This is a genomic window from Pseudoalteromonas sp. CST2 (genome assembly GCF_028599385.1).
Lineage (GTDB): Bacteria > Pseudomonadota > Gammaproteobacteria > Enterobacterales > Alteromonadaceae > Pseudoalteromonas > Pseudoalteromonas atlantica.
This window is the reverse complement of the sequence record NZ_JAQREO010000012.1, coordinates 39,069-62,595: the sequence shown is the minus strand read 5'-3', so window position 1 is coordinate 62,595 and position 23,527 is coordinate 39,069. Positions and strand designations below refer to the sequence as shown.

17 protein-coding genes are annotated in these 23,527 nt (G+C 41.3%); 8 read left to right on the top strand and 9 right to left on the bottom strand.

From position 1 onward, the window contains the following. The gene (locus tag PSH41_RS14845) at window positions 1-1,059 is read left to right on the top strand and encodes an alcohol dehydrogenase family protein (protein ID WP_273589435.1); all 1,059 of its coding nucleotides are present in this window, start codon (window positions 1-3) and stop codon (window positions 1,057-1,059) included. A gap of 56 nt (window positions 1,060-1,115) precedes the next feature. Here the strand turns inward: PSH41_RS14845 and PSH41_RS14840 are convergent, their stop codons facing one another. The 3 genes from PSH41_RS14840 to PSH41_RS14830 form a co-directional block, all read right to left on the bottom strand. Further along, window positions 1,116-2,342, bottom strand: a complete 1,227-nt coding sequence (locus tag PSH41_RS14840; RefSeq protein ID WP_029773039.1) for a threonine/serine ThrE exporter family protein — start codon at window positions 2,340-2,342, stop codon at window positions 1,116-1,118. Between the two features lie 107 nt (window positions 2,343-2,449). Beyond that, window positions 2,450-3,679, bottom strand: coding sequence for a glycosyltransferase family 4 protein (locus PSH41_RS14835; RefSeq protein ID WP_273589434.1), 1,230 nt, complete (start codon window positions 3,677-3,679; stop codon window positions 2,450-2,452). Next, window positions 3,679-4,656 (bottom strand): LacI family DNA-binding transcriptional regulator, encoded by a 978-nt coding sequence (locus tag PSH41_RS14830; protein WP_273589433.1) that lies wholly within the window; start codon window positions 4,654-4,656, stop codon window positions 3,679-3,681. The genes PSH41_RS14835 and PSH41_RS14830 overlap by 1 nt, the downstream gene beginning before the upstream one ends. 165 nt (window positions 4,657-4,821) lie before the next feature. Between PSH41_RS14830 and PSH41_RS14825 the strand changes: the two genes are divergently transcribed. The 4 genes from PSH41_RS14825 to PSH41_RS14810 all read left to right on the top strand — a co-directional run bounded on the left by PSH41_RS14825 (window position 4,822) and on the right by PSH41_RS14810 (window position 8,537). Beyond that, window positions 4,822-7,284, top strand: coding sequence for a S9 family peptidase (locus PSH41_RS14825; protein ID WP_273589432.1), 2,463 nt, complete (start codon window positions 4,822-4,824; stop codon window positions 7,282-7,284). Window positions 7,285-7,352: 68 nt separating this feature from the next. Then, window positions 7,353-7,970 carry a LysE family translocator gene (locus tag PSH41_RS14820; protein ID WP_024032743.1) on the top strand — a complete coding sequence of 206 codons (618 nt, stop codon included), beginning with the start codon at window positions 7,353-7,355 and terminating at the stop codon, window positions 7,968-7,970. A gap of 76 nt (window positions 7,971-8,046) precedes the next feature. Continuing rightward, a complete protein-coding gene (locus tag PSH41_RS14815; RefSeq protein WP_273589431.1) occupies window positions 8,047-8,322 on the top strand; it encodes a DUF2798 domain-containing protein in 276 nt (91 codons plus the stop codon). A 38-nt stretch (window positions 8,323-8,360) separates the two neighbouring features. Beyond that, window positions 8,361-8,537, top strand: a complete 177-nt coding sequence (locus PSH41_RS14810) for a DUF2798 domain-containing protein (protein ID WP_273589430.1) — start codon at window positions 8,361-8,363, stop codon at window positions 8,535-8,537. Here PSH41_RS14810 and uvrA read toward each other — a convergent pair. Further along, window positions 8,526-11,099 (bottom strand): excinuclease ABC subunit UvrA, encoded by a 2,574-nt coding sequence (gene uvrA, locus PSH41_RS14805; RefSeq protein ID WP_273589429.1) that lies wholly within the window; start codon window positions 11,097-11,099, stop codon window positions 8,526-8,528. The genes PSH41_RS14810 and uvrA overlap by 12 nt on opposite strands. Before the next feature lie 192 nt (window positions 11,100-11,291). On the opposite strand from uvrA, the gene PSH41_RS14800 reads away from it, so the two are divergent. Next, a complete protein-coding gene (locus tag PSH41_RS14800) occupies window positions 11,292-11,702 on the top strand; it encodes a hypothetical protein (protein WP_273589428.1) in 411 nt (136 codons plus the stop codon). A gap of 16 nt (window positions 11,703-11,718) precedes the next feature. On the opposite strand, the gene PSH41_RS14795 is transcribed toward PSH41_RS14800, so the two are convergent. Genes PSH41_RS14795 through PSH41_RS14785 form a run of 3 tightly spaced genes read right to left on the bottom strand, consistent with a single transcriptional unit; the run spans window position 11,719 to window position 15,425 of the window. After that, the gene (locus PSH41_RS14795) at window positions 11,719-12,507 is read right to left on the bottom strand and encodes a LytR/AlgR family response regulator transcription factor (protein ID WP_273589427.1); all 789 of its coding nucleotides are present in this window, start codon (window positions 12,505-12,507) and stop codon (window positions 11,719-11,721) included. Beyond that, a complete protein-coding gene (locus tag PSH41_RS14790) occupies window positions 12,504-13,544 on the bottom strand; it encodes a sensor histidine kinase (RefSeq protein WP_337939865.1) in 1,041 nt (346 codons plus the stop codon). The genes PSH41_RS14795 and PSH41_RS14790 overlap by 4 nt, the downstream gene beginning before the upstream one ends. A gap of 27 nt (window positions 13,545-13,571) precedes the next feature. Next, on the bottom strand, window positions 13,572-15,425 hold the full coding sequence (locus PSH41_RS14785; RefSeq protein WP_273589425.1) for a CIA30 family protein: 1,854 nt from the start codon (window positions 15,423-15,425) through the stop codon (window positions 13,572-13,574). A gap of 442 nt (window positions 15,426-15,867) precedes the next feature. Between PSH41_RS14785 and PSH41_RS14780 the strand changes: the two genes are divergently transcribed. Further along, window positions 15,868-17,709, top strand: coding sequence for an NACHT domain-containing protein (locus PSH41_RS14780; RefSeq protein ID WP_273589424.1), 1,842 nt, complete (start codon window positions 15,868-15,870; stop codon window positions 17,707-17,709). 183 nt (window positions 17,710-17,892) lie between these two features. Here the strand turns inward: PSH41_RS14780 and PSH41_RS14775 are convergent, their stop codons facing one another. Together PSH41_RS14775 and PSH41_RS14770 are read right to left on the bottom strand one after the other, a co-directional pair. Beyond that, on the bottom strand, window positions 17,893-19,476 hold the full coding sequence (locus tag PSH41_RS14775) for a tetratricopeptide repeat-containing sulfotransferase family protein (protein ID WP_273589423.1): 1,584 nt from the start codon (window positions 19,474-19,476) through the stop codon (window positions 17,893-17,895). A gap of 85 nt (window positions 19,477-19,561) precedes the next feature. Then, the gene (locus tag PSH41_RS14770; protein ID WP_273589422.1) at window positions 19,562-21,976 is read right to left on the bottom strand and encodes a TonB-dependent receptor; all 2,415 of its coding nucleotides are present in this window, start codon (window positions 21,974-21,976) and stop codon (window positions 19,562-19,564) included. 406 nt (window positions 21,977-22,382) lie between these two features. Between PSH41_RS14770 and PSH41_RS14765 the strand changes: the two genes are divergently transcribed. Then, complete coding sequence (locus tag PSH41_RS14765; RefSeq protein WP_273589421.1) at window positions 22,383-23,477, top strand: NADH:flavin oxidoreductase/NADH oxidase; 1,095 nt, start codon at window positions 22,383-22,385, stop codon at window positions 23,475-23,477. The last annotated feature ends 50 nt before the right edge of the window (window positions 23,478-23,527 follow it).

Below are 23,527 nucleotides of genomic sequence, written 5' to 3'. Positions count from 1 at the left end.
ATGGCAAATTTACCTAGCACAATGCACGCTGTACAGCTTACCGAACATGGCGATTTTGATGTATTAAAGTATGCAACTAACTTACCGTTGCCAGCGCTTGCACAAACAGATGTACTTATAAAAGTCATGGCGGCAGGTGTTAATAACACAGATCTTAATACCCGCACGGCGTGGTACGCTAAAAAACAAAGCAGTAAAGACGATGCAAGTTGGTCTGGTGATGCGCTTGTTTTTCCTCGTATTCAAGGGGCAGATGTGTGCGGCGTAATTGTAGCTGTTGGTAAAAACGTAGATCAAAGCCGTATTGGTGAGCGCGTTATTGTTGAGCCATGTTTAATTAAAGCTAATGGCGAAACGCTTAAATTGCCATGGTATTTTGGCTCTGAGTGCGATGGTGGCTTTGCACAGTTTACCCGCGTTGACTCTATTCACGCTTATAAAATTAATAGTAACTATAGTGATGAAGAGCTGGCATCATTTCCGTGCTCATATTCTACGGCCGAAAACATGCTGTTTCGCTCAAACCCACAGCAAGGGCAAACTGTTTTAATTACAGGCGCTTCTGGTGGTGTTGGCTCAGCGACAGTGCAATTAGCTAAAGCACGTGGCGCTTTTGTTATTGCCATTACGAGTAAAAGTAAGGCGCAGCAGCTTAAAGAGTTAGGTGCCGATAAAGTTATATTTCGTGAAGATGATTTAATTCAAGCCTTAGGTAAAAACAGTGTTGATGTAGTTATTGACCTTGTTGCCGGTGAGCAATGGCCTGCACTGCTGGAGGTATTAAAACCAAAAGGGCGTTATGCGGTGTCGGGCGCTATTGGCGGGGCATTAGTCGAGCTTGATATACGTACTTTGTACTTAAAAGATTTAACTTTTTTTGGCTGTACAGTTATAGAGCCTGAGGTATTTAAAAGCTTAGTTAACTTTATTGAACAAGAAAAAATAAAGCCTATTGTGGCGCAAACATTCCCATTGAGCGAAATTGTTACAGCGCAAAAAGTGTTTGCACAAAAACAACACGTAGGAAAAATTGTACTCACCATCCCTTATAGCGAATAGCGCGTTAAACAACAAAGCCCGTTACAAAGTAAGCGGGCTTTTTAATGGTAACAAGCTTATAAACTTTTTTTAGGCGGTAAAGCTACGTTTGCAAATATTAGCCCTGCTACAAGCGACATAAATATTAAAAACGTTTGCTGGCCTATATGCTCGGCATAAACAAAGTCTTGGCCTTCAATAAGCGAGTTTAAGCCAATATACGTTTTACTGCCGGGTACCAATACAATTAAGCCTTGCATGGCAACAATGGAAGCTGGGGCATTTGCAACGCGGTTAAATAAGTTACTAAACACTCCAACCGAAAGCGCACCAACAAACGTGCCTAACGTGTAGTCAAGGTACATAGCCGAACCAATACTTGTGCCATAGGCTATAAAACCAGATGCGATTGACCATCCAGCATGTTTAAGTTTGGTTCTAAATATCACTATTAAGCTGCTACAAAGTAAAAATATAGCCAGCCACGCAGTCCAGCGCGGTAGTGGCTCGGGCTGTACAAAATCAGTTTGGCCAAATATGGCAAAGCCAATGCCTATGCCAATAAAGGCGCCAAAGTACAGTTTAAATAACAGCATAAACGAGTCCATAACCCGCGCCGTACCCGACACCAAATGCCTAGCGGCAAGCTCTGCTAAACCAAGCGCTAGCGCTAAACCAGGTATAAATACAATAATGGCTGAAAGCACCACTAACCGTATATTTATATCGGGCGAAATATACACACTTATTGCACAAGCCAGCACTGCCGATACTATAGCAACAAGGGGCTCAAGCATGTGAGCAACCCGTTTTGAGCGCCCCGACCACAGCACAAACACATACACCACTAAAGTAAGTAACGCAGACCAAATAACGTCTGTCCAACTGGTACCCATTAGCATGGCAAATGCACCCCCCGATGTTGCAAAAGCAATACCGGTAACAAATTTATTGTACGGGTTTGGCATGTCGTAAATGGCATCAAGCTGAGCATCAACCTCTTGTAAGGTGAGCTTGTCGTCGAGCATTTGATTAACTAAGTCGTCGGTGTCGGCAAGTGAGCCTAAGTCGTGATCGCCTGGGTCTACGCGTGCCACGTGGGTGTATTCGTCTTCGTGGCCATCAGTCCAAATTACAAACGTTACCGAAGTTGGCGACATAACAAAAGACGATTTAAGTCCTAAGTAAGTGGCCACTTCCATTAAGTGTGCTTCTAAGCGGTACGCTGGGGTGCCGTACTTATGAAGCATTTTACCTAATTTAACGATAAATTTGCGTTTTTCAGTAAAGGTTGCAGTTTTCAAATCTTGTATGGACCAGTGTGTAAATAAATTAGCTAAAAGTATAGGCTAAAACGCCCATTTGTAATGGGCGCGATTTTAAACACAAATCTGTAGGAGTCTAGTCATTTTTAATCTAATTTTTTATTTTTTTCAGCAATCCATTGCGCCATATATTGTGTACTGCGCATAGTATGGTGTTTTAACATTTGTCCGGTGAAGTTTTTTTCCCTATGCGCTTTTAAATCGTTGCTTATTGAGTCAATTTTATTAATTAGCGCCGCGCTTAATTTTAATTTGTCGTACAAGGTATTAAGTAGCGTATTGCCAGCTTGTTGCGCGTGTTCAAAATCGGCTTGATTGGTGTAAAGCTCAACGGCTGCATTTGCAAAATCGTCGGTATTATTAGCCACTTTACCAGGCCATGGTAGTTCGTTGTGCATGCCCTCACTGCCTATGTCGGTAGTTACACTAGGGGTTTGCATTATCATTGCTTCTAGCAGCTTGCCTTTTATACCTGCGCCAAAACGAAGTGGGGCTAAACATACGCGTGCGCTTTGCATTACCTCATAGGCGTTGTCGGCCCAGCATTTTATTAAAAAACCGGTTTTAGGGTTATTAAGTGCTGTTGCTTTTGGTGGCGGGTAAGAGCCATAAATATGCAGTTCTGCTTTTGGTAATTGCTTGCGAATAAGCGGCCATATTTTTTGTAAGTACAGCACGGCATCCCAGTTGGGGGCGTGTCTAAAATTACCTATGGTCATAAAGTGCTCACGTTGTTCAAACGATTTAGTTTGCGCAGGTAAAGCAGTTAAATCGACCATAAAAGGGAGATGATGTAATAAACTGGCTTCTACGTTAAATACACTACTAAGTAATTGCATTTCAAAGCTTGAAATAATTAAGCTTAGGTCGCAGCGCAATATTGCGGCTATTTCGCGTTTTGCTATGTCTGAATGTAAATCGCTGGTGGTAAATTCTCGCTCGCCTTTGTGCGCTTCGTGGCGCGCATTACGTAGGCATTGTAAATCTTCGGTATCGAGTATTTTAATGGCATTAGGGCAATGTTTATCTACACGCCAGCCAAATTGCTCTTCCATCATAAAGCGGTCAAACATCACTATGTCTGGGTTGTACGCTTTAACGTACTCATCAAAACTTTCGCAGTTTAGGGCAATGCTTTGACTTGTTATACCAAAGTGATCTAGGTTTACCATGTGCTCGGTGCGTTGTGCTGGGGTGGCAAATTCTACTTGCCAATTTTGCGCTTTAAACGCATTTAATAACGACATCATGTGCGTACCCGCAGCAGACGAATTTGGCTCTGGCCATACGTAACCAATTACCAGCACTTTTTTCATTACGGTGTTTCTCTAATTTGTAGGTTTACATTTACCAGCGTTTTTACTGGCGCAGTGTTTGTTTGAAGTTGTTCTTGCAGCACTAAAATACTGCGCTTAGCAAGCTCTTGCGTGTTTATATTGGCGCAAGTAAAGCGAGGTTGCATTTCGGTAATATCAGGAATATGTAAGCAGCTTACTATATTGTTTTTTAAATGCGGGGCGGCGGCTAAAACACCATGCGCAATTATATTATTAGCGCATACAACCGCGTCAATACTCGGATTATTAAGTAATGTGCTACTAAATATTTGCTTAGCATGCAATGGGGTGCTTTTTGTGCACGTAATTGCAGGCTCAGGGGTTATATTGTGTTTTTTACACGCGCTATTAAAGCCACTTAATAAACCTTGTGCAGATAAGCTTTCATCACCCACAAACAGTATGTTTTTAGGCGAATCATTTATTAGCTGCAGTGTTACTACATGGCTTGCTTTAGTGTAATCGGGTAAAACACACGGGGCTGAGCTGTAAGGTACTTCGTGCATTAGGCTAATAACATTGTAGGCAGTAGCAAGGTTGTCGAGCCACTGCGCACAGGTACTAGCCACAGGGCAAATTATAAATGCAGCCACTTTGTATTCTTTTAAATTATTTATTAGCTGCGTTTGGCGCTCTACGCTGTTGTTACTACTAACAATAATGGCCTGAAAAAAAGCCTCGCTTAATGCCTGCTCAATATTTTTAGCAAGCAATGCCATAAGCGGGTTTGTTAAATCGTCAATCACTACAACTACTAAATTAGAGCGCCCAGAGCGCATAGCCGCTGCATCGCGATTATACACATAACCTAGCTCATCTATGGCTTGTAACACTTTTTGTTTGCTTTTATCGGCTACTTTATTACTGTGCGTAAGCACTAGCGATACGGTCGATTTAGACACCCCCGCACGGTGAGCAACATCAAAAATAGTGACCGATTTAGCTTTGTTAGGCATGGTATTTTAAGCGCGCAGTAGTGAGTAAATAGCTGCGTAGTGTAGCGTATATAATGCGTTTAAGTCACCTTTTAGCCCTGTAATTTAAAGCTTAATACTTTATGAACAGAGCAAAACATGTTTATATACCTTTTATAATCTTAAAAATAACAAAAGGATAAAAACATGAACGCATTTAGGCTGTTAGTTGCCTTTATTTGTTGTGTTGTAATAATGCCAAACAGCTATGCTGAGCAAGGTTATCAAACACCTTCGCCTGAGCTAGCCGCTGTGGTAGATGCCAAATTAGCACCCACTAGTTTTTTATCGAGCGATGGCCAATGGCTTGCTTTATTTGAGCGTAAGCGCGTAGAGACGCTTGACGAGCTTGCTAAAGATGAGCTTAAACTTGCGGGTATAAAGCTTAACCCTGCTAACTTTTCACGCTCGCGTGTTAGCGCTAAATACAGCGCGCTTGAGCTTAAGCATGTGCAAAGCGGCACCGTTATTAATATTAATAATTTACCAAACGGTATTATTCGCTCGCCTAAATGGTCATCTAACAGTAAATATTTAGCATTTGTTGTAGAGCAACAAAGCCAAGCAAATTTATGGCTTTACAGTGTAGAGACAAAGCAAGCAAAAATGCTCTCAAATGCAGCGCTTAACTCGGTTATTACCGCTACGCCTTACCAATGGCTGCCCGATAGCAGCGCACTGGTTGCAAATTTAGCGGTTAATATAGGTAAACCCGCGTTAAAAAACAGCAGTCAAAATGTAGTGCCTGTTATACAGCAAAGCACAGGCGAAAAAGCCCCAGCGCGTACTTATCAAAACTTATTAACCAGCCCGTTTGACGAAGCACAGTTTAAATTTTACGGCCAAGGGCAATTAGCTTACGTAACGCTTGATGGCAATACACAAGCCATTGGCAGCCCTGCATTATTTAAATCGTTTTCGGTATCGCCAGATTCAACCAATATATTAGTTGCTGCGATAAACGAGCCGTTTTCGTATCAAGTACCGTACAGCCGTTTTGCCAGCACTTGGCAAATATGGGGAATGCGTGGTTACGCATTAGCTGAGCTTGTAAAACAACCGCTTGCCGATAACATTCCACAAGGCTATGACAGTGTTCGTACCGGCCGCCGCGATTTTGAATGGCGTGCGGATCAAGGTGCAGAAGTTATTTGGGCCGAAGCGCAAGATGGCGGCGACATGAAAACTGATGTTAAGCACCATGATTATATTTACAGCCTACGCGCGCCGTTTAAACGCGAGCCAAAACTGTTTGCTAAAGTAGAGCGCCGCTATGCTGGTATAGTTTGGGGTAATCAAAATATTGCCATGCTTAGCGACTGGCGCTTTAGCGACCGACAAGTACGTACGTATGTTATACAGCCACGCAATGCAGATAAAAACCGTGTGCTTTTTTCTGAGCGAAGCTATAACGATGCGTATAAAAACCCAGGTAGCTTTATATACGAGCGTAACGATTTAGGCGCCAACGTTATTAAAATTGTTGGCGGGCGTTATATGTATCTGCGCGGTAACGGCGCGTCTGAGCAAGGTAATATTCCGTTTTTAGACCAGTACGATGTAAAAACGAATAGCAGCAAGCGTTTATGGCAATCACAAGCGCCATACTACGAGCGTGTTCGTGCATTGCTTGACGACGAAGGCGAGCGCTTTATAACTGTGCGAGAGTCTAAAACCGAGCAACCTAACTTTTTTATTCGTGATTTAGATAACGATACTCTTACGCAGCTTACTAATTTTGCTCATCCGTACCCTGCATTTAAAGGGGTTACAAAAGAGCAATTACGTTATAAACGTGATGACGGGGTTGAGCTTTCGGGCACGCTTTATTTACCACCAGGTTACGATGTAACCCAAGGCCCGTTACCCGTACTTATGTGGGCGTACCCACTTGAATATAAAGATAAAGCCGTAGCATCACAAGTGCGCGAATCGCCATACGAATTTACTTACATTGGTTATTGGGGCCCTATGCCTTACCTTGCTAAAGGTATTGCCGTATTTGACGACCCTAAAATGCCTATTGTAGGTATTGATGGCAGCGAGCCAAACGATAACTTTAGAAAGCAGTTAGTTTCAAGTGCGCAAGCTGCGGTTGATGTGCTGGTTAAAAAAGGCATTGCCGATAAAAACAACATTGCTATAGCAGGGCACTCGTACGGTGCATTTATGGTGGCAAACCTATTAGCGCATAGTGATTTATTTAAAACCGGTATTGCTCGCAGTGGTGCTTACAACCGTACCCTAACGCCGTTTGGTTTTCAGGGTGAAGAGCGTGATTTTTGGCAAGCACAAAGTGTGTACGCTAACATGTCGCCGTTTTTCCATGCTGAAAAAATTGACGAGCCAATGCTAATGATCCACGGTCAAGAAGATCCTAATTCGGGCACTTTCCCAATGCAAAGTGAGCGCATGTACGCCGCCCTAAAAGGCTTAGGTAAAGATGCTCGCTTAGTAATGCTCCCTTACGAGGCACATGGCTACCGCGCACGTAAAAGCTTATTGCATGTACTGTGGGAGCAAGAGCAGTGGCTAGATAAGTACTTATTAAGTGATACTGCAAAGCCAGTAGAGGTCATTACTCAGCCAGTGGCAAGTACTGAACAATAGTAGATAATAGGTAACCAATAGCGCGGCTACTTTAGCCGCGTTTTTTGCTTTTAATATAGAGAGAAAAAATGATTGATGTTGCAGCGCTCGCCGTTTTTATTCCTACCTTCTTTTTTGTATCTATCACACCGGGTATGTGTATGACCCTTGCCATGACATTAGGTATGAGCATAGGTGTAAGGCGCACATTATGGATGATGATAGGTGAGCTGTTAGGGGTCGCAAGTGTTGCTATTGCTGCGGTATTAGGTGTTGCAAGCGTAATGCTAAATTACCCTAATGCGTTCGATATTTTAAAATGGGTAGGCGGTGCATACTTAATTTATATAGGTATAAATATGTGGCGCGCAAAAGGTAAAATGTCGATTGATACACATAGCCCAAGTGATGTAAGCCGCCAGTCGCTATTTACGCAAGGTTTTGTGACTGCCATTGCTAACCCAAAGGGCTGGGCGTTTATGATCTCTTTACTACCGCCATTTATTAGCGTTGAACACGCACTCGCCCCGCAACTGTTAGTGCTTGTTTTAGTTATTATGATAAGCGAATTTATTTGCATGTTAGCGTACGCCACAGGCGGTAAAAGCCTACGTTTATTTTTAAGCCGTGGCGATAATATTAAATGGATGAACCGAATTGCAGGCAGCCTTATGGTGCTAGTAGGCATATGGCTAGCATTAGGGTAATTAAAGAACAGTTGATATTGTCAGTTAATTTGATATAGTTGACTTTGTCATCTATTTTAAGAGAGATACCTGTTTAATGAATACGCCAGCTTTAGTAAATTCTGCGCTCGTAGAGCCTAAAAAAACACCGATCACTTATAAAATAATGGTGATGGTAAGTATTATTGTTTTTGTAGGCGGCAGCTTAACAGGGATTATGACTTACACAAATGTAGGTATAACTGAGCATTTTTATATGGATTGGTTTACCTCGTTTTTAAGTGCGGTGTTGGTTATGGCTCCTGTGGGGTTAGCAATGACAGCCCTTATGAATACCTGGCGGCTAAGTTATTACCAAAAGCAAGTGAGCTAAAACGCAATTTAGTGATTAGTGTTTTTATGGCGCTTACCATGCAGTCGCTAATGGCGTTTGTAACTGCCACTAACAATATAGGTTTTGCCAATATGCGCTTATTTTATACCGCGTGGGTAGAGGGGTTATTAGCCGCGCTACCCATTGGTTTAACATTAATGCTGGTTATGTCGGTTACCGTAAAACCTAAATTAGAGCGGTTTTTAAAAAGCTAAATTGCGTGCGCTTTTCAAAAATGTTGCTGTGCGGCTATGCTCAGATTGAGCCACATCTTCTGGTTTACCTTGAGCAACAATTAAGCCGCCTTCGTCGCCGGCTCCTGGACCAATATCAATAACCCAATCGCTGTTACTGGCTACTTGCATATCGTGCTCAACCATAATTACGGTGTTGCCCGCATCAACTAAGCCATTTAACTGCGCCATTAACATGGCTACATCTTTTGGGTGTAGGCCGGTGGTTGGTTCATCTAAAATATACAGCGTACCGCCGCGCTGCGCACGTTGCAGCTCTGTTGCAAGCTTTATGCGCTGGGCCTCTCCGCCCGAAAGCTCAGTAGCAGGTTGCCCTAAACGTAAATAGCCAAGGCCTACTTGTAAGAGCGCATTTAGCGCACGTAAAATAGCGGGTTCATCGGCAAAAAATGTATGCGCTGACTCCACAGTTAAATTAAGCACATCGGCAATGGTTTTATCTTTGTAGGTAATGTCGAGTGTTTTATGGTTGTAGCGCTTGGCGTTACACACAGGGCACGGCGAATACACGCTAGGTAAAAATAACAGCTCAATACTTACAAAACCTACGCCTTCGCAGTTGTCGCAACGGCCTTTTTTCACATTAAACGAAAAACGACCTGCATCGTATTTACGCGCTTTTGCCTCTTTGGTATTGGCAAACAATTTACGTACGTGATCGAACAAACCAGTGTAAGTAGCAAGGTTTGAGCGAGGCGTGCGGCCAATGGCTTTTTGATCAACCGTTATTAGGCGCTTTATATGCTCAAGGCCCTCGGTAATTTTGCCATGGGTTGGTGTTTGGAGTTCTTGATCAAGCAAGTCGGCTTCATCGGTAGGCATTGGCGGCGGCGTTTTTTGTCCTAAAGCATCTTGAATAAGCTCGACTAAGGCTTGGCTTACTAAGCTTGATTTACCTGAGCCAGAAACCCCCGTAACACTTGTAATAACCCCAAGCGGAAATTCGGCACTGATGTTGTGTAAATTGTTACGCTCAATACCACTTAGCTTAAGCCAGGCTGCTGGCGTACGTTGTGTTTGATGATTTGGCTTTGCGTTATTGTTATGTTTAAAAAGATGCTGACTTGTATGTGAGTTGCTCACTTGCTCTAAGCCTTCAACTGGGCCGCTGTAAACAATATTACCGCCATGCGAACCCGCATTTGGCCCTACATCAACCACCCAATCGGCGTGGCGAATTACACTTGTATCGTGCTCCACCACAAATACTGAGTTACCAGCCGCTATTAGTTCATCTAGGGCGCTTAAAAGTGCTTGCGTATCGGCTGGGTGTAAACCTGCCGAAGGTTCATCTAGCACATACACAACACCAAATAATTTTGAGCGAATTTGCGTTGCAAGCCGCAAGCGTTGTAATTCCCCGGCTGATAACGATGGCGTAGTACGCTCAAGCGATAAATACCCTAAACCAAGCTTAGTGAGTGCTTCTACGCGTTTAATAATGTCGCTTGTGATGCGCTTTGCCACAATGGCTTTTTCGGGGTTGGCTGCGTTACTTTTAGCGGGGTTATTGGCAGCAATGCTGAGTTTTTCTGCCAGCTCGCCAAGTGTTAATTGCGAAATTTCGCCTATATCAAGGCCTGCTACTTTAACCGATAACGACTCTTTTTTAAGTTTTTTTCCTTCGCACTGTGGGCATTGTGATATTTGCATATACTGCGACACGCGCTTTTTAGTGCGCGGACTTTGAGTGCTCGCAAATGATTGTAAAACAAAGCGTTTAGCACTTATAAATGTACCCATGTAGCTGGGGCTTTCTTCATTTTTAATAGCCGCTTGGGTTTGCTCAAGCGTGTACTCGGGAAACACGGGTACTGTGGGCGTGTCGTCGGTAAACAAAATCCAATCACGGGCTTTTTTAGGCAGGGTATTCCACGGTTTATTAATATCGTAACCTAAAGAAGTAAGAATACGGCTTAGGTTTTTACCTTGCCAAGCCGGCGGCCATGCTGCAATGGCGCGCTCTTTAATTGATTTAGTCGGGTCGGGCACTAACAGCTCTTCGGTTACGTTAAATACGCGGCCAATACCATGGCACTCTGGGCAGGCGCCTTGTGGCGTGTTAGGCGAAAACGCATCGGCATACAGTATACCTTGCCCTTTGGGGTATTCGCCCGCGCGTGAGTAAAGCATTCGCAGCGCGTTAGAAATAGTGGTTACGCTACCCACCGATGAGCGTACCGAGGGTGCGCCACGCTGTTGTTGTAGTGCTACTGCGGGTGGCAGCCCTTCAATCGAATCTACATCGGGCTCATCTACTTGGTCTATTAACCTGCGCGCATAAGGCGATACCGAATCAAGATAACGATGCTGTGATTCGGCAAATAATGTTCCAAAGGCGAGCGATGATTTACCCGAGCCCGATATACCAGTAAAAACAACAAGTGAATTACGGGGCAAATTTACATCCACATTTTTTAAGTTATGAACACGCGCGCCTCGTACTTGAATGCTGTGCTCAGGGTTTAATAAAGCCGATTGCGCATTACTAACCTCATGTGAATTTTTAGGTGTGGTTGCCATGTAATTTACTCCTGTTTAATAACCATGTGTTTATTAACGTTCCGCAAAGTATTAATACTAATGGGGCGTCACTGAATGAGCGCTTAGTTAGTTTGCTAAGCTTTTAATAGAGTGTTTACATAATAGGTAAAAACTGCGAGTATAAATTTCAATCAAGTATTCACGCATCTAAATTTAAAAGGACGTTTAATTGTGGTAAAAATTGTAGTTAGCTTTTTATTTTTATTGGTACTTTGCGCCAATGTGTGTGCAGCGCAAAATAATGTACTAAACGTTGACCGAGCCATACCAAATAGCATGCACTTGTCGTTTCCAAACGATAATAATATAACGCCTAAAAAGTCTGACTTTTCTATTGCAAACTATGTACTTATGAGCAACAAAATAGGAGAGCGTTGGGCGGTTATTACCCTTACTAATTTAGCCTCTGGTAAGCGAGAGCTTAATCAAGAACACGTGTTAGCGCTGTTTGCAGATGGCAGCAGGCTAACACCAAGTGAATTTAAATTAGGCTTTAAAGGCAATCAAACACAGTCGGTAACGGTATCGTTTGCTGAGCATACGTTTCCTATTTTAAGTGTGTATACCAGTAATGATCAGTAACATGTTTTAAAATAAGTTAAATATGTAGCAATTGCTTTAGTTTATCGGCACCGGCTCTGCTGGTGCTTAGTTCAGATTTAATTTCGTCATTTACAATCACCATTAGCTTACCGTTAAACCAACGCTGTATTTCTTTAATGTGGTCAACGTTAACCAAATAACTTCGATGAATTCGTACAAAATTATGTGCTGCTAAAGCATGCTCAAGTTGATCGAGCGTATCGCTTAAATGATGAAATGTATCGCCATTCCACGCCAAACTATTGCCTTGCTCCGATTTAATAAATTTAATGTCACTTGGGGAGAGTAAAAATATACGTTCACCGTTTTTACTAATGAGCTTATTTATGGTGTTTTTGGTTAATGTAAAGGTTTGCTCGTGTTCTGGGTTGTTAACTTGGCAGTGGGCACGCTGTAGCTCTAGTTGCTGCTGCGCTTTGGCGAGAGCTTTTTTTAGCCTAGCAATAGGAAAAGGTTTGAGTAAGTAGTCAGTTGAGGCGTGCTCAAAAGCTTCAATTGCAAATTGGTCATACGCGGTTGTGTAAATAATAATGGGCTGGTAGTTAAGTAAATCAATAAGCTCTAAGCCGTTAATTTCAGGCATTTGTATATCAAGTAATACCACATCCGGAGTTAGCTCATTAATTAATGAAATGGCCTCTTTGCCATTTGTGGCCATACCCACTACTTCAACATGCTCCATTAAACTCAATTGATGGCTTAATTTTTCGCGAGCGGGAAGCTCGTCATCGGCAAATAATACGCGCATTTTAGTCATTGTGTTTGGCTGGTTTTTGCTGCTCATAGTGTTAGCTCCAACGTAACCACTGCACCATTATTATTGCTCAGTAGTACCTTACTTTTACCAAGTTGTTTAACGCGTTTTAGTATGTTTTTCATTCCTACACCACTGCCATGGCCGTGTTTTATTACCTCGCTCGAAAAACCCTTACCATTATCGCTAATTTGTATTTTAACGCCGTTAGGTAGCTCACTAAGCGTTATATTAAGTATTAACGACGTTTGTTTGGCGTTATGTTTAATGGCGTTTTCAATAATTGGTTGAATAAGTAGCGGGGGCAGCGATATGTTTTTAAGCGTATTGGGAATGTGGTAATTAACCTGAAGTTTATCGCCAAAGCGGGCTTTTTCAATATTTAGGTACTTTTCTATTATTGTAAGCTCTTGCTGTAAAGGTATTTGTTGTTGCTCTGCCGTGTCGAGGGAGTACCTTAAAATGTCAGCCAGTTCATGCAGTACTTCATCGGCTAAATCGGGGTTTGTATGAATATAAGCCGAAATTGTATTTAAGCTATTAAACATAAAATGTGGGTTTAGTTGGTAGCGCAATGTAGCAAGTTGGGCTTGTTTAAGCGCGTGTTTTTCGGCTGTTGCGCGTTTTTTGTTTTCAATAAAAATACTGGTAAAGTAAATACACGAGCCCCAAAGTAAGCCGTTAAAAACAACAAACACCCCCATCGATTTGTGCCCATCAAAAAGCTGTGTGAGAACTATATCGGTAAGCACATTACCAAGTGCCATAAATACAACTGCAATTAACCATTCAAACGCTATTTTGTTAATGTGTTTATTGCGCAGGTAAAAAATAACCGCTGCCGCACTCCAAACAGGAACCCAGTAAAAAGTAACAAACCACACGGTAGCAGCGAGTGCACTACCCGCAGTAAAGGGCGCAGAGTTAGCAATTATGAGCCCAAGGGCATAAGCGATATCTACAACAAGTAAAATAAAAAAGCTGTATTTATAAAAAGGATGTTTGAGCATAATAGGTGCTTCTTTTTGTAATTGATTAAACCATAACAAAAAACAGTCAAAACCCAAAGAGTTTGTGTTTTGACCGCTACTCTTTTAAAAGTAAGTTAGCTCTTTGATTTGTAGTGTATTTTTTAATGGCTCATTGCTTGCGCCTGGCATTTTACGCCACATTAAGTTTACTCCAGTTAATTGAGTGGCCGACCACGTAACGGGGCTACCAAAGCCAAATTGTTTAAATGTAGTGAAAGGAATATCAAGTGTTGTCCACTCATCGCGCGGTTTTAAAAGTACACTAAAGTGATCCCAATCTTTTACATCATTATGATAAACAGACAAAGCAAAAGGCGTGCTTGAACCTTTATACGTTAATCGAATACCTTTAAATGATGAGGCATCAGCCGGCGATGTAAATTTTATTTCAGCGCCTGCCCACGCGCCAAAGCTGGTTGGCTGTGTAATGGTTGTATCAATAGTTAAGCTGTTTTTATTTGTGGTAAGTGTTGCCACAGACTGACCACCCATTACCGAGTCGCTCAAGGTTTGCCATGGTGTATCACCGGTAAAATCATCAATAACATGTTGCGCTTGGCTGCTTTTTATTACTTCATTACAAGCGGGGCCTTGTGGTGTTATAGCCTTGTTTTGCGCAATTAAGGCTGGGCGGTCTACTTGTATACCTGATTTGTAAACCTCTGATATGGTGTGAACGTGGTTTATATCATCAAGCGGGTTTTGCTTAAGCATTACAAAGCTTGCCTCAAAGCCATTAGCCAGCTTGCCAATGCTCTCGGCTTTATTAATCGCTTTTGCGCCGTTAACAGTGGCTGCATTAATTATTTCACCATTTGTTAAGCCTGCTTTTTTAAGGGCATCTAACTCGTTGTGTAACCCAGTACCGTGCAGCGTGTAAGGGTTTCCGGCATCAGATCCTGTGCCTATAGTAATATTAGCTTTATGTAGCTTTTGTATATTTGCATAAGCGGTTTTTCGCTCCTCCCACGCGTGCTCTTTCCATTTTGAAGGTGCAGGCACGTTGTCAAACAAACACCCTTGAAGCTTTTCGGGAATGGTTTTTAGTAACTCGCTTTGTGAGCTTATAGTATGGTTATGCTTTTCATCGCTATGGTTATGATACACCGCAAGGGTAGGAATATAGGTTACATTATGCTGTTTCATTAGCGTAATAAATTCATCGTCAATCGCTTCGCTATTAATACCGTGCGCTAAAGCTGTTGCGCCGGCTTTAATAGCGCGTTTAGCATCATTTAATGTAGAAACATGCACAAAATACGGTAAATTAGCCGCTTTAGAGCGTTTACCTAGCTCGCTTAATTGGCTATCAGTTAACGATTTACCCACACCGCCAAAGGTTTCAATAACCGCTTTAGTTACATGTGGCTTAGTGCTTATATGTTTTTGCCATAGTGCTGCTATGTCTTCATCTTTTGCAATTTCGTATGCGTGGCCGCCAAACTGCGTGCCATGCCCGCCAGGGGTGGTAAACAAAGTACCCGCATAAAAAAGGTTAGGGGTTAGCTGGGCTGCTTTTAATTGCGCGGTTTCGTTTAGGGTTTGCTCAAACGAAAACAAATCAACAATATTAGTTACGCCTAAATACAAATTAGAATTAAAGTGCGATTTAACCGGCAAATACTGAAACTCAGTAAAGTTACTACCCGATGAGCCTAAATGTACATGTAAATCAATTAAACCAGGTATTGCATATTGGTTGTTGGCGTTAATTGTTTTATCTGCGTTTTGTAGTGGGTCAGTCGCTTTAGTAATACTTACTATTTTACCATCATCAATATACAGCGAACTCGGCACAGAAAAGCTTTGCGAGCTACTTTGGTATAAGCGAATGTTGTCGACCCGCAGGTCAATGGCGTGCGCACTAAAGTGGCTTGTTAAACTCAGTGCTATAACTGTTTTTGTAATAATGTTCATGACTATATTCCTTATCAAAATAGGTGTTTGGCGTTTTGTTGATAAGAAATTTAGCGAGCTTTTTAACCTGCTTCATTAATGTTTATCTGAATCGACATTATTAGAGGTTGAACCGACATAAAAGTAAATAAGCGTTGTGGTAGGGGGCTCGGGCTAACTAAATTAAGTTTTTAAAGGGCCGCTAAGAGCGGTCACTTTGGAGATTAACCGTCAGCTTAGTAGGCTAAGGCAATACTTTTTCTTTTACATATCACGAAATAACCCTCCTAAGCATAATATATAGCTAGCAATAACTTATATTTTTGCTAATAATAGAAGCCCATAAAACAATGGCGTCTTGAAATCAAAATAGGGAAAGTGTCCTTTGATAAAGCTGTTAGTTGTAATGCCATATCCAATATTCGTTTGACTATATGAGTATATTTAAAGAGAAGGAGTTTTTGTGAAAGAGCTAGACCCAAATAAAATAGCCGTAGAGTTAGTTAAGCAATTTGCTAAGCCAATTTTTGAAAGTTTTGGCAAGTTAACAACAGAAGCGCATGAGAAATTCAAAGTTACATTAAACACGTGTTTTTCTAAATATATCACTAGAAGCTATGACAAATACTCAAAAACAAAAACTCTTTTATATCGTGATGCCCCTGTAAATTTGAAAGAGTTTTACGTTAGAACTGATCTGGAATTAGGTTTCGGAAATAAAATTAAAGAATCAGAGTTTATTGAGCAATTGAAATCCAATAAAAGAACTATTGTCTCTGGAACAGCAGGCTCTGGAAAATCAACTTTTTGCAAAAGTATTTTCTTAGATTTAGTAGAAAAACCAATTGGTATATTTCCTATCTTCGTAGAGCTTAGACATCTAAACTCAGACGAAAATACAAGCTTATTTGACTTCATTCTAAAGAGTTTAACTGAAATAGAGCCTACTTTTACCAAGTCTCAATTAGATTATTCATTAATTCAAGGTAAGGTTTTGCTTATTTTTGATGGCTTCGATGAGCTTAATAATGAATTTAGAGAGAAGTATGAGAAAGAAGTCGTAAGTATAGCAGGTAAATATCATAATATTTTAATGTTGCTTTCAAGTAGACCTGATGGTCGCTTTCAATCTTGGGAAGAGTTTTACACATATAGAATTCTCCCACTAGATAAGGAAAAGTCAAAAGCATTAATAAATAAGCTAGATTACGACAGACAGGTTAAGCGTAAATTTTTGGAAATTCTTGACCAGAAACTATTTGAACAACATGAAAGCTTTGCGAGTAACCCTCTTCTGCTGACAATGATGTTATTAACATATGAACAAATTGCTGAAATTCCAAATAAAATACACTTATTTTACGAGCAAGCCTTTTTAACCTTATTCAATAAACATGACTCTTTAAAAAGTTTGTATAAAAGAAAGTCCTACTCTAACTTACCTCTAGATGATTTTAAAAAATTATTGGCTGCCTTTTCAGTTGTAAGTTACGCAGACAGAAAATACTATTTTTCCGAAGATGAGATTAATAAGTATTTAAAAAATGCATTAAAAATTTCAGGAATGGAACTTGATGAAAAGTTATTCTTAAAAGACCTTTTAGATACTGTTTGTATTATGCAAAAAGATGGCAATGGATATACATTTACTCATCGCTCTTTCCAAGAGTATTTCACCTCTATTTTTCTTGTAACTAATGCTTCTGAAAATAAATTTAAGTTAATTGATAAAATTGCGTTTGTTAATGATAGAGATGATGTCATACCTATGGTATTTGATATTAATAAAGACCTGTTGGAACAAGAGTGGATAGTGCCTAGAATGGAATCTATGGTAACAGAACTATCGATAGTACCTGATACAACAGAGGGGAAAGTTAAGTTGTTATCCTTAATGTATAAAGGCCTAACAGTACACGAAGGAGACGAACAAGAAGAGCAATGTTGTATTGCATTTAGACTTTATGAACGTGAAGGTGATCATACTCGATTTTTTCATATGCTCTATAAAATTTATGGGGATGAAATGCGTGAATATAATAAAAATCATGACGTTCTAGTAACAATAAACCAAGCTCATGAACAACTTATAAGTTTAATACTTGAAAACCATGGAGAAACTCTTAACTTTCTTAGTTTGGAAAATATCTCTCAAATTGATGATGAAATTATTACATTAATTTATCAGTCCAACTGCCACAAACATTTGGATCGAAATTTGAACTACATAAAAGAAAAGCTGATCTGTTTAAGAGAGAGGTATGCTAACAAGCAAGAAGAACTATCCGACCTGCTTTTTGGTTGAATTCAGTTAACAAGTGACTAAGGTTACCACCGTCCGCTTTTGGAACTCTTCAGCCACTCGACAACATAAAAAATTGATAATAATTGGCAAGGTATTTTACTGTGTCGGATGGCGCTTCGCTTATCCGACCTACACTTACACAAGTCGCTTATTTGGATTCACCTACTACCCAAAATAAAACGCTCATTCAACACTAATACCTTGGCTTAAAAGGTACTCCACTGCTGCATTAGTATGGGGCTTAAACGCCTTCCAACGGCCGATTGCCTTATTGTTAAGTGGTTGGCGTACTTGCACTTTACTTGCAGTAGATACCGGTGCGGTGTTTAAGTGAAAGTCTATACACTGTGCTTGCCACTCTAAATTACAAAAGCTAACTAACTCCTTTATTTGCTGCTCGGGCTGGGCGACTAGCTCTTCGTATTTTACTAATTTTATATTGCTGTGCAGGGCGCTAAAGTGCTGCATGAGTTTGTAAAAGCGGATATAAAATTTGGCTGTGTCGAGTAAATCGAGCGAGTATGCGTAGTAGGGGTTATTAATGGTAAATAACTGGCGGTAGTTACCAATGCAGGTGTCCATTGGGTCGCGTAGCATACAAATAATTTTAGCGTTTGGTAGGGCTTTAGTTATTAAGTCGATATAAAAAAAGTTAAACGGGAGTTTATCTATAAAGTGCTTATGGCTGCCGGTGGTTACGCGAGTGGCGTTTAAATACGTTGTCCCAAGCTGATCAAAATCAAGCTCATACGCTTTAGTGAGTGTTTGAGTATCGAGTACATGCGGTGTTTGAGTTTGGCTTAATTTTTTAACGCTTAGGCCAAAGTCTTGTAATTCACCGGCTGATTGTACGTCGCTGTGGCTCGATAAAATACGCTCAACCAGTGTGGTGCCAGAGCGGGGCATACCTAATACAAAAATAGGCTCTTGCGTTGGGCTGCCGTGTGTTAGCGCGTGTTTATGCTGCTCACTTAAATGTTTAATGTGTTCAAATAATGCGGCTGAGCTTTTATGATCAAACGGCTGCATAGCGCGTTTAGTGGCTTTTCCTTGCTCTAGGCTGTTAAACGCATCATCAAACTTGCCTATGTCTTGGTACTCTTTTGCAAGTGCGTGGCCAATGTGTAACTTTGCATCGGGGTGTGTTACTTGCTTAAACACGTTTTTTAAGCGCGCTATATGATTATTTTGTTGTGTGGCTTTGGTTAAGTCGCTTAATGCGAAATGGCTTGCATGGTGAAGTGGGTTTAGCGCAATGGCGCTTTCAAAGGCATTTTTGGCTTGTTCAAATTGGCCTAAAAATTTAGCGCTTACCCCTAAATTATAATAAAACTGTGGTTGCTGTTTATTTGCATGGTTAGCCAGTTCAATAGCGCAGTTAAAGTAGTTTAGTGCCTCTTTGTGCAGGCCTGCTTGTGTAAGCGCTACACCTAGGGTGTCGGCATCAAGACTCTTTTTTATTTGCTCAACAGGTATCGCTAAAGCGGTGTTTTTGGCTTTGGTAAGCTCACCTGTTAATGCGTAACACTTTGCAAGCTGCGCGGTGTATTCAATGCTTTTACCAAGGCTAAGGGCTTTTTCTATTAGCTTTATGGCTTTGTGAATTTGCCCTACGCGTAAATTAACCATGGCCAGTAAAAAGTAGCCATCGGCAAAGTCGCTTTTTTGAGTCACTAATTCAACGAGGGCTTTATGGGCACGTTGTATATTACCTTGGTTTAAATACTCAATGGCGCTTTGATGAAGGTGCTTTAAGTTTGGCTGCATGATGTTTGTTTTATTTATGTGTTAATAAAGAAAAAAGGCTCAAATAAATTTGAGCCTTATAACATTGTTTAAAAGTGACTATAAATTATATTTCAAATTTGTAGTTAAATTTAACGCCTACCGTAAGCGGGCGATTAATATAGTGGCCGTAGTTACGTTGTATGTCGGCGCCATTTGCTGATGTTATGTCTGCATCTGAGCGACGTACTGATGTAAATGCATATTTGTTGAATAGGTTATCAACATAAAGAGTTGTTGACCACTCATCGGCTGTTAATTTAGCAGAAATATTACTTAAGCTATAACCTGGCAGGGTTTCACCGTTGTCGTGCAGGCCTACTCTTGTGATTACATCACTTTGTGCGGTTAAACCGTAGTTAATATCAAGGGTTTTATCGCTAAATACATCTGTTTGATAGTTTACACCCATTGAGAACTGGTGCTCAGGCGAGCCCGGTAAACGGTCGCCGTCTTCTGCGCCATCGGTGCCATCGGCATTAAATAAAAATGGGGCGTCTGAGGTTAGCTCTGCTTTAGTGTATGCGTATGTTGCGTACACGGTAAACGAGTCAGATAAAATAGCACGGGTAGATAGCTCAATACCTTTTGCGTTGGCAGAGCCTGCGTTAGATAAGTACGGTAATTGACCTACATCTGTTGCGCCTGCAATTTGCGCATCTTCCCAATCTACATTAAATAAAGCGGCGTTAAAGTGTAATTGGCTTCTAAACCAGGTGCTTTTAAGGCCTAACTCGTAGTTTGTTGTGGTATCGGCATCGTAAAGCATTTCTTCTGGGCTACCACAACCGGCTTGGTTAGCTGGTAATGGATCAGGACATGGTGCTAAACCATTTGAGCCACCAATTCTAAAGCCTTCACTTACCGTTGCATAACCCATTACTGATGGAGTGAACTGGTATTTAGCGTTAAATTTAAATAGGCTGCCGTTGTCGTCTGCTTCATTTTTTTCAAAATTTAATGAAATCGCATCAGGTGCTGCGCCATCAAATAGGGTATTAAATAGCGGGAAGTCGACAGCAGATTCTGATTCAACGTCGTACTGGTACAAACGCATACCAATGGTCACATCTAGTTTTTCTGTTACTTGGTAACCTACTTCACCAAACAAAGCCGACTCTGTAATTTCTGTACGGTCTACAGAAAAGTACTCAAGTTGATCTGGACGAGATTGCGATGCGCCAAAGTTTTCTACGGCATAATCACCAAAGCCTGGGGTAAATTCTTTACTTGAGGCGTCTGTTTCTATTTTGTTGTAAAACGCGCCTACAATCCAATTTAGGTCGCTGTCGCTTTGCGATACTAAACGAAGCTCTTGCGTGAAGGTATCTTCTTCGTCAATTTCACGTGTGTATGATGAAAACGCAGGGAACTCTTCATAACCGTAATCTAGGCGGATAAGTAAATCGGTTTGGTCACGTTGGCCGTCGGCATCAAAGCTTGAAATACCGGTTGCGGATACAAGCTCTGCAAAACCTAAATCGGCTTTTAGCTCAAGGCTTAATAGTTGATCTTCTTTTTCGCGCGGCTCTTCATAACGATAAGCCGACTCGTATTTACCTACAATATCGCTTAAACCGTTATCGTCGTTTAGGCTGTTGTAATGAACAATTGAACGGCCTTCGCTGTCTTGGTTTTGGTAAAAGTAATTAAGTGTCCCTTCAAATGTTTCGCTTGGTTTCCAACGTACAGAAATACGGCCTGTGGTAGTTGTTTCGCCGTTAGCATCTTCAACATTTTTAATATTGTTGTTTACTTCTTCGGCGTTGCTCCAATCAGGATCCGGTAGCGATACACCTGGCTCACGCACTGTGTAAGCATAATCAATAAAACCTGGGTCTTCGTATACGTTTAAGCTTGCACGTACTGCCAGTTCATCTTCAATAAGTGGCAGGTTTACTATAAAGCCGCCTTCGCCGCCTAACGAGTCACTTTCTTGGGTTTGAAACATATCGCCAAATATTTCTACCGTTGTAAAATCAAGCTCTGGCTCTTTAAGCATGTAACGAATTGCGCCGCCTAAAGTACCAGCACCATAAAGGGTACCTTGTGGCCCGATAAGTACTTCTACACGCTCTATGTCGACTAAACGCATATCAACTGACACTGGAATTTCGTTAACGTATGTGGCTACGGTGCCGCCATCTGATGATGGACCCGACGAGTTAGTGTTTAAACCACGTACTATAATTGGTGAGCCTGAGCGACCACCTTGATCGGTAATTGTTAAACCAGGTACCCAACGCGCTACATCGGCTAGTTCGCCAATGTTTTGATCTTTCATTACATCGGCATCAAGTGCGGTAATGTTTAGCGGTGCATTTTGTACAGATCCGCTGCGTCTTGTTGCTGTAACTTCGATTACTTCGAGTGATTTGTTTTTAGCGGTGGTTTCTTGTTGTGCCACCGCCGAGTTAGAAAATAAAAATGCGCCAGTTACAGCGCTCGAAACAGCCAAGGTTAGCAAGCTTGGTTTAAACATAAAAAGTGATCCCCAGATTCAAAATTTAACACCAGTTAATATAAGTTAACCAGTTTATCAGGGAGTTAAAGTGGTGGGAATATTAAAATTGAATTTAAATTCACTTTTTTGGAATAAATATAGCTAGTTACACAACAAAAAATTATATAAATATGTATAACATCCAAGTAATTGGCTAATTAAGGTACAAGGAAGCATATTTTACTCGTTGAGCAAATGTAAATAGCCATTCATATTAGTGAATGTATTAATACGGTTAAAAAACCTATAAGACCCTGTTGAATGTTTTGCTCAACGGTATTTATTCTCGTTTTGACACTATAAAAGTGAAGTTTGATCCCCATTAACCCTTCATACCGTAAGCTATAGCATTTCGTACTAAAGTACGCGTATATAAGGAATATTTATGAGCCAATTATTCTCACCTTTAAAGCTCGGTGAACTCACTTTAGACAACCGCATTATTATTGCGCCTATGTGCCAGTACTCAGCAAACCAGGGGTCTGCCAGTGATTGGCACACTATTCATTTAGGGCAACTGAGCTTAAGTGGTGCAGGGCTATTAATTTTAGAGGCCACCGCGGTAAGCCCTGAGGGGCGCATTAGTTACGCCGATTTAGGGCTTTGGAATAACGAAACCCAGCAAGCACTGGGCAAAAGCTTAAAAGCGCTTAGGCAATACAGTCCGATGCCTATTGGCGTTCAGCTTGCGCATGCAGGGCGAAAAGCATCTACTGAAAAACCATGGGATGGCGGTGGTGCAATTGGACCTAGCGAAGACAACGGCTGGCAAACACTTGCGCCTTCAGCCATTGCCTACGATGACAACGCCTACCAACCTAAGGCTATGACAAAATCGGATATAACCCAGCTAATAAACGATTTTGTAAGTGCAGCAAAACGCGCTGATGAGCTAGGGCTTGATTTAATTGAGCTACATGGTGCGCATGGTTATTTGTTACACCAGTTTTTATCGCCTCTTTCAAACAAGCGTGATGATGAATATGGGGGCAGTTTGCAAAACCGTATGCGCCTTGTGCTTGAGGTGTTTAAAGCACTAAGAGCTGAATTTGCAAGCCATAAACCGGTAGGCATTCGTATCTCTGCTACTGATTGGGTAGAAGGGGGTTGGGATTTAGCACAATCTATTGAGCTTGCTAAAGCATTAGACAAGCTTGGCTGCGATTTTATTCACGTAAGTACAGCAGGGCTAAGCCCAGAGCAACAAATACCGGTTAAACCTAACTTTCAGGTACCATTTGCAACCGCTATTAAAGAGGTAGTAAGTATGCCGGTAATAGCCGTAGGTTTAATCACTGAGCCACAACAAGCAGAAGATATTATTAGCGAGCAGCAAGCCGATGGCGTAGCACTAGCGCGAGGTATTTTGTATAACCCGCATTGGCCTTGGCATGCTGCAGCGCAGCTTGGTGCAACCGTTAATGCGCCTAAACAGTACTTGCGATCTAGCCCGCATGGGCAGCCTTCACCTATTAAGTAACTTACATTTTTACATTTACCATGGCTACCCACTGCATTTATATGCAGTGG